8 protein-coding genes and 2 pseudogenes are annotated in these 12,823 nt (G+C 34.5%); 2 read left to right on the top strand and 8 right to left on the bottom strand.

Translation table 11 applies throughout. The features are described from left to right. Window positions 1-10 precede the first annotated feature (10 nt). From CEF19_RS16460 to CEF19_RS24300, 7 genes and pseudogenes are all read right to left on the bottom strand, one after another. Window positions 11-976: an ABC transporter permease gene (locus CEF19_RS16460; RefSeq protein ID WP_100407055.1), complete on the bottom strand. Its 966-nt coding sequence runs from the start codon at window positions 974-976 to the stop codon at window positions 11-13. 252 nt (window positions 977-1,228) lie between these two features. Continuing rightward, on the bottom strand, window positions 1,229-2,566 hold the full coding sequence (locus CEF19_RS16455) for an ABC transporter substrate-binding protein (RefSeq protein WP_100407054.1): 1,338 nt from the start codon (window positions 2,564-2,566) through the stop codon (window positions 1,229-1,231). A 24-nt stretch (window positions 2,567-2,590) separates the two neighbouring features. Further along, window positions 2,591-4,186: a response regulator transcription factor gene (locus tag CEF19_RS16450; protein ID WP_227522014.1), complete on the bottom strand. Its 1,596-nt coding sequence runs from the start codon at window positions 4,184-4,186 to the stop codon at window positions 2,591-2,593. Window positions 4,187-4,322: 136 nt separating this feature from the next. Then, window positions 4,323-6,083 (bottom strand): cache domain-containing sensor histidine kinase, encoded by a 1,761-nt coding sequence (locus CEF19_RS16445; RefSeq protein ID WP_100407053.1) that lies wholly within the window; start codon window positions 6,081-6,083, stop codon window positions 4,323-4,325. Window positions 6,084-6,401: 318 nt separating this feature from the next. Further along, the gene (locus tag CEF19_RS24310; protein ID WP_406565393.1) at window positions 6,402-7,904 is read right to left on the bottom strand and encodes a glycoside hydrolase family 32 protein; all 1,503 of its coding nucleotides are present in this window, start codon (window positions 7,902-7,904) and stop codon (window positions 6,402-6,404) included. A gap of 1,449 nt (window positions 7,905-9,353) precedes the next feature. Further along, window positions 9,354-9,950: pseudogene (locus tag CEF19_RS24305) on the bottom strand (glycoside hydrolase family 32 protein); the annotation flags it as partial. Between the two features lie 184 nt (window positions 9,951-10,134). Continuing rightward, window positions 10,135-10,329, bottom strand: a complete 195-nt coding sequence (locus tag CEF19_RS24300; RefSeq protein WP_406565364.1) for an ABC transporter permease subunit — start codon at window positions 10,327-10,329, stop codon at window positions 10,135-10,137. 735 nt (window positions 10,330-11,064) lie between these two features. Between CEF19_RS24300 and CEF19_RS23250 the strand changes: the two genes are divergently transcribed. After that, window positions 11,065-11,355, top strand: a complete 291-nt coding sequence (locus CEF19_RS23250) for a hypothetical protein (RefSeq protein ID WP_157800985.1) — start codon at window positions 11,065-11,067, stop codon at window positions 11,353-11,355. Between the two features lie 292 nt (window positions 11,356-11,647). Then, a pseudogene (locus CEF19_RS16425) lies at window positions 11,648-12,010 on the top strand (diguanylate cyclase domain-containing protein); the annotation flags it as partial. A 41-nt stretch (window positions 12,011-12,051) separates the two neighbouring features. On the opposite strand, the gene CEF19_RS16420 reads toward CEF19_RS16425, so the two are convergent. Beyond that, the gene (locus CEF19_RS16420; RefSeq protein WP_100407049.1) at window positions 12,052-12,690 is read right to left on the bottom strand and encodes an SDR family oxidoreductase; all 639 of its coding nucleotides are present in this window, start codon (window positions 12,688-12,690) and stop codon (window positions 12,052-12,054) included. Window positions 12,691-12,823: the final 133 nt, after the last annotated feature.

Below are 12,823 nucleotides of genomic sequence, written 5' to 3'. Positions count from 1 at the left end.
CTCCTCCTTTCTATAGAAGACCTTCACCTTCATTTAGCTTTTTCACCACTTGATTGACAAAGACGAGTAAAATCACATTAATAACAGCGTTAAATAACCCAACTGCTGTTGCAAATGAATAATCGCCTGCTTGTAACCCTCGTTTATATACATAGGTTGGAATAATTTCAGAACTTGGCAGGTTCATTGATGTTTGTAATAGGTAAGCCTTTTCAAAACCGATAGCCATGATGCCTCCAGCAGCTAAAATAAATAGCACTGCCATAACTGGTTTCAATGTGGGAAGGTCAATATGCCAAATTCGTTGTAAGAGTGATGCCCCATCAACTGTTGCTGCATCATGAAGTTGCGGATCCACATTCGCAAGTGCTGCAACGTAAATAATTGACGCCCACCCAGCACCTTGCCATACTCCAGACCAAATGTAGATCGTTCTAAATGCTTCTGGATTAGACATAAATGATATAGGCCTGTCTAAAAAAATAGATAATATAGCATTAATTGGACCTGTCGGTGATAAAAACAAGAAAACCATCCCTGAAACAACTACTACTGAAATAAAATGTGGTGCATAAAGAAATAATTGAACATTCTTTTTTATTTTTGCTCTTCTCACCTGATTTAACATGAGAGCTAAAATGACGGGAATCGGAAATCCAATGAGAAGTTCAAAAGAACTTAATTTAAGCGTATTCATAAAAATTTCCATAAAATTAGGTGATGTTAAGAAGCTTGTGAAATGCTTAAAACCAACCCATTCACTGCCCGTGATTCCCTTAATCGGACTAAAATCTTTAAATGCAATGGTTGCCCCATACATTGGTATATACTTAAAAATAATCGTAAGGATAACAGCAGGAGCAAGGAGCAAATAAAGAATGTAGTTCTGCTTAATATACTCAAATTGACTCTTTATTTTAGATGCAACTTTGATTTGTTGTGCTGTTCCTTTGTTTGCCTTTACTAATTCTTGCAATATATTAACCTCCTTATTTGAAAATAACCACTATTGGTAACGATTTCATATTTACGTGTGAATAATGTGAAATGTATGATGCTCATCCATTTGTTTACCCCTCTCGTTGTTTTGTTCTCTCTCTGTGATTTCTACTATAACAAAGTCGAAACTTATAATATTTCAAAATTTTTGGTTGTGAATATTTAATTTCTTTGGTTGTTATTTGACGAAAAAAAATCCCCTAGCATAAAAACTAGAGGATTAGAAGTCTTATGGATTTTGAATATCATTTAAACTATTATTAATGTTCTCCACAGCTTCTGTTGCGGAAGCCTCTACATTTTTCCCGCCTATACCAACATCCTCAAATAATGTCTTAATCGCTTCACTTACAGCGGGATAGACAGGTGTTACTGGTCGGTTCTTAGAGTATTTTTGAGTTTGTTGTATAAATATATTTTTCGGGTATTCATTAAGTTCAGGAAATGCATTGACTACTGAGAATCTCGCAGGTAAATCACCTGTCATTTCAACATATTTTTTTGAGCCTTCAAAACTTGTAGCATATTTAATAAATTCCCACGCTTCTTCAGGATATTTAGATTGTGCTGAGATCCCAAGAGCCCAACCACCGTTTGGCGTAACTTGATTTCTCTCCTTTGGTAACGGCGCAACTCCAAAATCTTCCCCTAATTTAAAGTCAGGAAAATTCTTTTCAAGGTCTGCAAATACCCAAGAGCCCATCACCGTCATTGCAAGCTTTCCCGTCTCAAACGGATTAGGTGGTAATTCAACCGCAGCAACTTTATGTTTGTGATAGAGATCTTGATAAAATTGTAATGCCTTTAAAGCTTCATCCGAATTTAAGTAGCCCTCTGCAGATGTCTCATTAGGATTAAGAACTTCAGCTCCAAACTGCCATAGGAGTGGAAGTTTAAAGTAAGCAGGAGCTTCACCCGCACCAAATCCCTGTGCTGGATCAATTCCATACACACCATTCTCAGAATTCGTTATTTTTTTTGTAGCCTCTAATACCTCATCCCAAGTCATCGGTTTATTAGGATCTTTAGATGGGAATGGCACTCCAGCCTCTTTAAATAGGTGCATATTATAAAATAAGGCTACTCCAGATTCCACCATTGGTGAAAGGTAAATTTCATCTTCATACGTTAATCCCTTCAATGTAGCAGGAGGTATATCTTCAATATCACCTTCAGCTTTCATATATTGATCAATAGATAAAAGAGATCCTGAATTTGCATAAAGAGCTAAGTATGGGGTATCAATTGCCAGAATATCAGGTGGATTTCCTGCAGCGATTTCTGTTCTCAACCTTATTTCATAGTCTGCATATGGAATAGATACCATCTTAATTTGGATGGAAGGGTGTGACTCCTCAAAAGTTGAAATTAATGCTTCATAAGCTTTATTTTCTGATGTAGTTCCCTTATTTCGCCAAAATGTTAGGTGAATCTTATCTAATTCATCATTTTCAATCTTCCCTTGTCCTTTTTGGTCATTTGAGTAGGTATAAAAAAAAGACAACGTATAACCAGCTAGTATCATAAAAATAATTAAAAAAATAATAAATACTACTCTCTTTTTCATACGGTTCCCTTCTTTGTTACGAATTTATCCATTCAAATTTTGCGATTTACGGAACTCAACTGGTGTTTGACCAAAGTGTTTTTTAAAAACAGTACTAAAATAACCTGAATTTGAAAAACCCACTAAGTGAGCTACGTCAATTATTTTAAGTTGTTTATCTTTTAAAAATGCTTGAGCATGAGCCATTCGTAAACTGATCAGATAATCACTAAAGTTTTTCCCAATGTTGTGTTTGAAAATTTCAGACAGATACGTACTATTAATATGGAACTTATCTGCCAAATTAGTAAGTGAAATTTCATTTGCATAATGCTGATCTAAATACCGACGAACATTTTCTGCGATTGCTACCCCATTTGAGGAGCTACGGTCTTCATGTACCTTTTCAATGATAGAGTGCGCCAAATGAATGAGCTGTTCTATGACCCTGTTTTGAGAGTTAAGCTCCCATATCCTCTGTTGGCAGTTCCATATCTTATTATTTATTTCAATCGTATCAATATCATACTTTTTTGCTAAAGAACCTAACATAAATAGCACTCGATTGGCAACAAACGAAAAGGACATAATCGATTGGTTATTCATTTCTCCCAAAATTGAATAAATAGTTTTCTTAAAGTCCTCATGATTTTCAGTTTCAATCGTGTTAATTAATTTCTTTTCAACATCAGCTGTAAACTCAAATACTTCCTTATTCGTTGTCTCCTCTATCACCTGTGATTGTGAGCCTAATTGGCTTTGACTCCAAGAAAGCAATGCTGATATATAACCATTCTTACATTCTGTCAGACCAGTAACAACCTTTCCAATACCTATCACTGTTTCTATGTTCATGAATTCCTTTACATGTCGTTGAATTTTTCTAATTAATGGAGATTTAGAATTTAACTGGTTGGAATCTACTCTATGGATAAAGTGAATCATATTTGCATAACTTGCATCATAGAAAGAATAAGTTCCATCGTGTTCTTTAGCTATTTCCTTGCACAGCATTCTAAAAGGAAGCCACAGTTCCTTTATATTAGATTCCCGTTCTGTTCCTCTTACTTCCACCGTTACAAACTGAAAATGTACGTCTTCATTCGCAAAATCATTTAACTGCAATTGCTGAAGCCTCTCAATTGTAACTGTGAGTTCTGACCACTCTTCCTTAACCAAATGGAGCAAATATTGTTCCCGCATTTCTTCCACCTGGTTGTGAACAAACCTTTTCATTTGATCAGATTCGAGTTGTCTTTTCTTTTCTTTCTCTATTTCCGTTCTAATTCGTCCCAAAGCTTCTACTAATTCATCGGGAGCGACTGGTTTTAAAAGGTAATCTTTCACACCTTCTATCATCGATGATCTTACATACTCAAAATCGGAATAACCTGATAAGACGATTACTTTAACATTCGGATGTTCATGATGACATTGTTTCACAAATTCAATACCATCCATAATTGGCATCCTTACATCTGTAATGACAACATCTATCTTCATCTTTTTTAACAAGTCTAGTGATTCTTGTCCATTCGAAGCTTCTTCAACAATTTGAAAACCTTCCTCTTCCCACTCTACTTTCATTCGTAACCCTTTTCGAATTTGTATTTCATCATCAGCAATGATTACTTTCAACATGTATATTCCCCCAATAACTTGATCGCTTGTTGAAATATCCTTTTTAAACTTAAATGGTTTATGGAAAGTGATAAAATATACCTTCTCGAATAAAGCCTGATAATCTCTCTAACCATATGAGGAAGAAAAATCCACCTTACTGATGGGAGTTTCTTTTTATACAAAGAGTAATTTTTGTACCCTTATCCTTTTCAGATTGAATGTTATAAGAGAAGTTTTCACCATAGTATAACTTCAAACGGCCTAATACATTTTTAAGACCAATACTGCTACCTTTGCTTTTTAACACATTGCTTGATTCATTATTTAATTCTGTATCCAGTAAGTCTGTAACGGCCTCTTCAGTCATCCCTATTCCATGATCTTCAACGATAATAAATATTTCATCTCCACAGTTTTCCGTTTTTATTTTTAATTGGGCAAACTGTTTATTTATAAAACTATATTTTACTGCGTTTTCAACAATAGGCTGTATAATAAATTTAATAATTGGCACAAATTTTGTTTCTGGATCTTCTTCAATTTCTACAGTAATCGCATCTTCATATCGAACCTTTAATATATCAGTAAAATCTCGTATATAAGCGATTTCCTCACCTAATCTCACGACATCACTTTGAGTATTTAAAGAATACCTCATCATTCGGCCTAAATGAATGCTTACATTCATAACCTCTTTGTTTTTACCCTGAGCCGCTAATCCCCCAATAATTTCAAGAGTATTGTTAAAAAAATGAGGATTAATCTGTAATAATAAAGCTTTGTATTCCGCATCTTTTCTACGAATATTCGCTTCGTATTCTGTTTGAATTAAGAAATTTAGTTTGTCGATTGTATGATCAAATACTTTTATAGCATAGCCTACTTCATCGTTATAAGATTTAATTGCTTGCATAAAACTTTTTGCTCCAGAAAAATCTCCATGTTCAATAAATTTCATTGCTTTTGTAAGCTTTCCTAAAGGTCTTACAATAGTAGAGGAGAGAATATAAGATGCAATTATCGTTAAAATAAAAATTAGAGCACTTGTTATCAACAAGTTCTTTTGTAATGTATTAATTTTTAAGAACAATTCAGACTTTGTAATCTCACTAACCAGAACCCAATTACCAATTTTTAATTTTTGAAAAAATACAAGGTATTCTTCACCTTTATGATCGGTTTCGATTAGACCTTTATTTTGTTGACCATTTGATATTTCTTTTAAACTTTTATTCAATACATAATTCGGAGTCGTGATTTTTCCGGATAATACTTTCGCTCCTCTACTATCTACTAAATAAACACGACCCTTTTCACCAAGTTTGATTTTACTCAATGCTGTTTCAAGCAATGCAGATGGAATATTAACTTTAATTACTCCTGTTAAATCAAGCGTATACAAATCAAATAGCGGAATAAGATAACTATTTACATTTTCTGCAATAACGTCATTATGGGTTTTTACCCACCGCTGGTCATTTTCAATAAAATTTTTGAACCACTCTGTATTCTGTAATGTTGGAAGATCCCCCCATACCCCGGTACCATCATTAAGAAAAACAGATATGGACATAGATTTAGAATTGTTAATCATTATGGAAGATAACTGTCTCATCACCTGATTTTTCATTAATAATCGCTGAGCACTTGTTACATTGGAATCCTCTGTTTCGGACTTCATCCATTGTTGAGTCGTATGATTAACAAGAACCTGTTTCCCTAGGTCCTCTGCTTGTGAAGTGATTGAATCAATATAGATAGAATACTGGTCCATCATTTCCACTGTTGAATTCTTCGTTTCTTCCTCCATAATTGAAGTAAACCAACTTGGAATGATAATGGATAGAATAAGAAAAGGGATCGTTAATAATAAAGTAAAAATAATAAATAGTCGATTCCTTAATGAAAAAAGCATATAGCCTCCCAGAAAATAAAAACCTTCTTAAATTATGTAATAAAAACAAGAACTTTCTTTAACCTATTCAAGGCAATTGTAATTCTTTTTAATCGATTATAGGCTTTTTCATCATACCATATAGTTTTGGATCAATTAATCTAACCAGTGTATTGTTCATTTAATCAAATGCACGAAAAGAAAGGAAATATATAAAAGAATCATTTAAAAAGAGCGACTATAGTAGCCGCTCCCAAGATAAATAGAAAACTACAATGAAAATGATATAGAATCTTTTTAAAATTAATCTTTATCTATCTGATTCCTTAATCCCTTTCTTCATTTTACCTTCACTTTATTAAATACAACTGTTGAACTCCAAACATTTAATCCAAAATACCCTTCATTAAACGTATCGTCTTTCTTATTAATAATGAGCTTGTTGTCTAAATAAACTTTAATGTGACTATCTTCCGTAACAACTTTTAGATGATACTCTTTATTTGTCATTAAATTTAGCCGTCCATCATCATTATAAACTACCAGCTCATATCCAATACCATTAACAAACTTAATGAGTTTCACGACATTATTTCTTACATCAAGATTCAGAACATACGAGTTTTTCGCGGTTGAATCTGAGCGAAAAACCAAAGCACCTGCACCAACTAAGTTTCCAATTGTATCTTTTTCAGAGTCATTTGGATGTGAATCAGTATCAAGTACCTTAATATCCGCTTCATACGTAAAGTCTTTACCAGACTCCTTAGCTAAAATGAAAGCATCACCATCACTTTGTCCCTGCTTTCCATTTATTGTATCTGTCCAATTGCCATTAATCGTCGTCCAGCCTGACAATTTTGATTTAAACGGACTATTTTTCTTCCATATAGTCTTTAAAGGATATATTTCAAGAGATTTTAATGTAACCTTTCCATCCTTACTATAAAGCTCTAATTCTTTACTTAATGGATCTGGGAAGATTTGATCTGTAATCACTGTTTCACCATTATTTCCGAATACCTCAACAGCGGATCGGTCTACAAAAATATGCATTTTTACAGTGCCATTAGAGTCTGTTAGTGGTCCCTCATGTTTGCCTACTACATTGCTTCCATAATCAAAGCTTCCGGAATTTGTTCGGTCAACGAAAAGCTGCTTTGTGCTAACATCATAACCAATTGTTGTATATTCCTTAGCTCCTTTACGAACCTTGAACCCGAATTCAGTTGCATCTATATCCTTTATATCAAATTCAGCGATCATTTCAAATGTATCTTCTGACAGGTTTGATAAAAGATTACGATCACTTGATATCACTTTATTCGTAAATGAAACTTTCCCTTTTCTATCACGAATACTATTTAAAGAGACTGGAGTTTGTTTTAAACGTAACCCATCCTCTGTTTGAGTGAGCTCCATCTTTCTCGGTAATGTCGTAGAGCTTCTCCACGTTGAAGTGGGTGTATGATTTGCATATTGCCAATTGCTCATCCATCCAAGCCAATATTTTTCACCGTTTTCTCCTTCACTCCCGCTCCAATCAACTGCAGCATAATAATCAGCTCCATAATCAGCCCATAATACTTTATCCGCAGGATTGTCATTTTTAAACGTTTTACCATCAAAGCTACCTACAAAATATTGCATACCAGACCCACCTGCTGGAGCACCGTCATTAATACTAACTTGTAGGACCCATTTTGTTTTTGTTGGGTCACCATCGATAGGTAATTCTATTAACGTTGGACATTCCCAAATTCCACCATTACTACCATTTGTAGAAGGTATCCACTCTCCAGAAACACCAGTCCAATCTGTAATGATCCCACTCTGTTTCATTTCTCTTTTTGCAGGTTTCTTTACAACTTGGTCAACTTCATTTGGTATTGATCCCTCATTATAAACTTGAACATCATCAATGTTAATATGGCCCCAGCCACCTGTCGCATTGTCAACAGCTTTAATATATAAGACTTCTCCAATAAACTCAGAAGCATCCCATACGTATTTTTTGTACTTTTCATCTTCAAATTTTGTATTAGCTTGACGAATTAACTCTTGATCATCAGAAGCTCTTACTAATGACACATAGCGGTTATTAATATCATTACCGCCTCCAATTAATAAATTGATCTCTCCTGAGCCGCCTAATTTAAAATAGGAAGAACGCAATTCACCTATTGCATCATCTCCTTTGTGAAGATCAGAAAATCCCCATAAATGATAGGTTCCTTGATGATCGAATGAACCACCCCAGAAAGATGTCGCATCTGTCAGATGATCTTTTGTAAAAGCATTCCCTTGGATAGGAGTCCATCCAGTTAAATCACCTGACTCAAAATCATGGTTGATGATGTTTTTCTCATCAGTCATGATATTTTTTCCTAATTGGACATCTTGAAAAAGAACAGAAGAATTTGAAACATGTAACCCAAATTGCCCTTTCGAGAACGTTGAATCATTTACATTATGGATAAGCTTACCATCTAAATAAATCTTAATATTCTGATCGTAAGTACTAACTTTCACATGATAATTCTTATCTGTTTTTAGTGATACTGTTTTTTCTGCTAGTTTGGAAACGTTTCCATTTTCTATTTTCATAATGTTTAATGTATTGTTCAAAGAATCAAGAGTTGCAAAGTAACCATTTTTTGTATTAGCATCTGCCCGGAAAACAAGTGAACCTACTCCATTTTCACTCTTTGATAGATCAATAGTAGCTTCATATAAAAAGTTATCCCCTGACTGTCCACTCATGGTAAACGCATCTTCCTTAGCGGTTCCACTTTTTCCATCCAACGTATCTTCCCATATTCCATTTATAACTGTCCATTTTGATAGATTAGTTGCAAAGTTAGATGAATTTTCAAACTCTACATTCCGAAATGTAGCAGTTGAATTCCATGCAGATAAACCAAAATATCCGTAATTAAATTCATGATCTGCTTCTTTGATAACTGCTTGTTCATTCACAAATAGTTGAATCTCTTCATCTTTCGTTACTACTTTGACATGATAGGGTGAAAACGTATCAAGAGTATAAGTTTTTCTCGCCAATTCCTCCTCTTTTCCGTTAACAAGTTTACTTAAAGTAATCACATTATTCTTTGCATCTAAGTTCGCCACATAGCCATTATTTGCACTTTTATCTGCACGAAAAACTAGACCGCCGGCACCCTCTCGACCATTCTTTTCGTTTAGTGTTATATCACCTTCATAGCTAAATGAACCTCCTGCTTCTGAGGATATCGCATACGAAGTTTGATCAAGACTATTTGCTTGGATCCCACCATCTTGACCAAATTCACTTGCATACTCCCATTCTTTTAAATTTGAAGATGTGTAAAACATAATTTTATCCTTTGCTGCTAAAGACATCACCCACTTATTTGTATCATCATGCCAAAAAACTTTTGGATCACGCCAATCAGGAATAGGGGGATTTGGCATGACCGGGTTACCTTTATACATCTCCCAATTTCTTCCTTTATCTATGCTATAAGCAATACTTTGGACTTGACCTTTTTCCCCTGCATGAGTGAAGATCGCAACCATTGCTTCTTTCCCAAAGCCCGCTGTATTATTCCAATCAACCACAGCACTACCTGAAAAAATTTGCCCATTTTCATCAGGAGATAATGCAATCGGTAAATGCTCCCAATGAACAAGATCTTCACTTACAGCATGTCCCCAATGCATCGGTCCCCATGTTGTTCCATATGGGTGATACTGATAAAACAAATGATATTCTCCTTCGTAATAAACCATCCCATTCGGATCATTCATCCAGTTTGCTTCAGGAGAAAAATGAAATTGATTTCGATATGGCTCTTGATAATAACCAGGATTTTCAGCAATACTAGTTAATGGTATACAAATCATTATGAAAGAAATTAGTAACATACTAATTATTTTCTTCATTTACCCACACCCCTTTTTTAAAAGCTTTTACTATCATGCTAGGCTTTTTCCTCTTAATCAAACAATTAAGGCAGCTACTACAATCACTCCGCCTTTTACAACTAACTGCCAATAATAGCTCACATCCATTAGAGTTAGCCCATTACTACTCACTCCCATAATTAAAACCCCGATAATTGTTCCTTGTATTTTTTCCTTTTCCGCCTGTTAAACTTGTACCGCCTAAACCAGCAAGTAAACCACTAATCGAATAAACATTAATTAAAGACCTTTCAACCTTGTTCCCTGTTAGTCTTGCGGCTTCCTCATTACCACCAATTGCAATATGGCGATCAAACATTGTATATTAAAGAATGGCAATCATGACAGCATACACCAAAATCATAAGATAAATTGGTATCGGTATTCCTGAAAGCTTCCTCCACCAATTGATATAAATGTTTCATTTTGTAAAACAAATGGATATCCACCACTAATGACATAGGCAAGCCCACGAACATTCACCTAAAGTCTGTTCAGAAGATTGGTTTGTATTGCTACATACAGTCATTAGGCCAATTACCAACACCATAAAAGGAGCACCTAGGCTTCTAAGATTCTTGTTCATACTTTTTCACCCCATTTATTATTAATAATTTAAAATAGTAAATTATTTCATCTTATATACTCTACTATCGCACCACCTCATGATCGTTCCTATATAATCGATTTACAGGATTTAAATAATCGGTCTATATAGGTACGTAATGTCTTACCCCTAAATATTTGATAGCGCTTTCAATGATGTGTAATTAATCTACCAAAATTTACACTCAACTTATTTTAAAATTTTCGGAACTTATCCTTTGAAATTTTTGGGTGTTTTATTTTTCTTTGTACTTATTTGTTATTACACTCAAGATATCAATCACAAAGATTAATTGAACTTAAAAAATTTATTCAAATCTCTTCCATAGTAGAAAGACTACAAACCTCTTATAAAGAACATTTACATTTAGTTTATAAATTATATGAGAATGTTAATGAACTAAGAAAGGACTTCTCTAACAAATATTTAAATCAAGGAAAAATTGAGGTGACATCCAAACTGGATATAAAAATATTAGATGATTTATTCTATGCCCTTCTTACTAACAAACAGAAATTTGCCCAATTATTAGGCGTAACTATGCATATATCGATGAATGTGACAGCAAACAATAAGTCAATAACACTAAAGAAAGTCCAACATTTAAGTATTTTAATGGATGAGTTAATTCTTTTACTGTTTGATTCTAAGATGGAACAAAGCAAAGAAATATCCTTCCATTACTCAGCATCACCTACTTCTATCTACTATGAATTTTCAAATCGAGAGCAAATCTAAAATTCAGGGAATAACCATTAGTTACCTTTTATATCAACAAACACTTATCGGTTGAAAAGTTATTAACTAATTCCAATTTCAGCTGCTGCTTTGGCTAATGATAAATTTCTTTTAATCTAGCATCTTTTACTGCCTATCATGACCCTTTAACCGGTTTAGGTACTCGTACTTATTTTTATGACAAAATCAATGAATTATTAATGAAGACAAAGATAAACCATTCAATTGTCCGGTCATTTTAGTTGATTTAGATAAATTCAAATACATTAATGATACGTAAGGTCATTCAGCTGGAGATCGAGTTCTTCAGCATATTGCAAATCAAATTCAACTCTCTGTGCCAAAAGAGGCGAGCGCTTGTCGAATGGGAGGCGATGAGTTTGCGATTTCTATACCTGCTGAGGATGCACGACAAATCGTAACCATTGTTGAAAAGCTACTAAACAATCTAACTGTACCAATTACAATTAACGACAAGTATTACTCTCTTACCGGTAGTATCGGTCTTAGTATCGCATTAAAAGATGGCAGTGATGCAGATACCTTATTGAGTCATTCTGATAAAGCAATGTACCACGCCAAACATGCTGGCAAAAACCAGTACCGACTCTATATTAGTGACATTGAAACGTCCAAAAAGGCCTCAGAGGGTTAGTACTCCTCTGAGGCTCCCGTTATGTGTATGTGAACTAATTTTTAAACTGAATCTAATGCTTCGTCAATAGGCATTGATCCATTGAGAATCTCAAAGGTTTTTTGATACGTGTTTTTCCGATCCAAGACGCCCGCTAATACTTTGGCAACATCTTCTCTTGTAATCGTATTGTCTCTGACTTGAATTTCTTCTTCAAGCTTTATTAACCCTTTTGCTTCATCCGTTGTTAAGCTACCAGGTCTGACAATTGTATAAGAAAGACTTGAGTTCTTTAAATAATCATCTGCCACTTTCTTTGCGACTAAGTAATGACGAATTCTGTCACTTTTATCTGGATCAACAGTTCCCATCGAGCTAAGCATCACAAACCGTTTAATCCCCTTATTCATTGCGGTATCAACTGTTTTCATCGCTCCCCACAGATCAACAAGAATCGTTTTATCCGCTCCAGTTTTTCCACCTGAACCCGCTGCAAAAATAACTGCATCTACATCTTTAAATGCATGAGTTATGTCTGCTTCTAAATCGGCAATAACTATCTTCTTCGCTCCTAATCTCTTCAATCCTTCTCCTTGATTTTCATTACGAACCATTGCAACTGGCTCATGTCCACGTTCAGCTAATTCCCTCACCGTGAGTCTTGCTACTTGACCATTGGCACCTACAACTAATACTCTCATTTCTTTCTCTCCCTTCCTTCATTTTATTATACCCAGTTAACCCTTTTAGAAACGTTTAACAAATCTGACACACAATTTATAAAATCCTCATGCTTAAGCCTATCAACCTTTTTACTTTCTTGATAAACTATTA

Source organism: Bacillus solitudinis (assembly GCF_002797395.1).
In the GTDB taxonomy this organism is placed as follows: Bacteria; Bacillota; Bacilli; order Bacillales; family Bacillaceae_D; genus Halalkalibacter_A; species Halalkalibacter_A solitudinis.
This window is presented reverse-complemented; position numbering and strand designations above follow the sequence as displayed.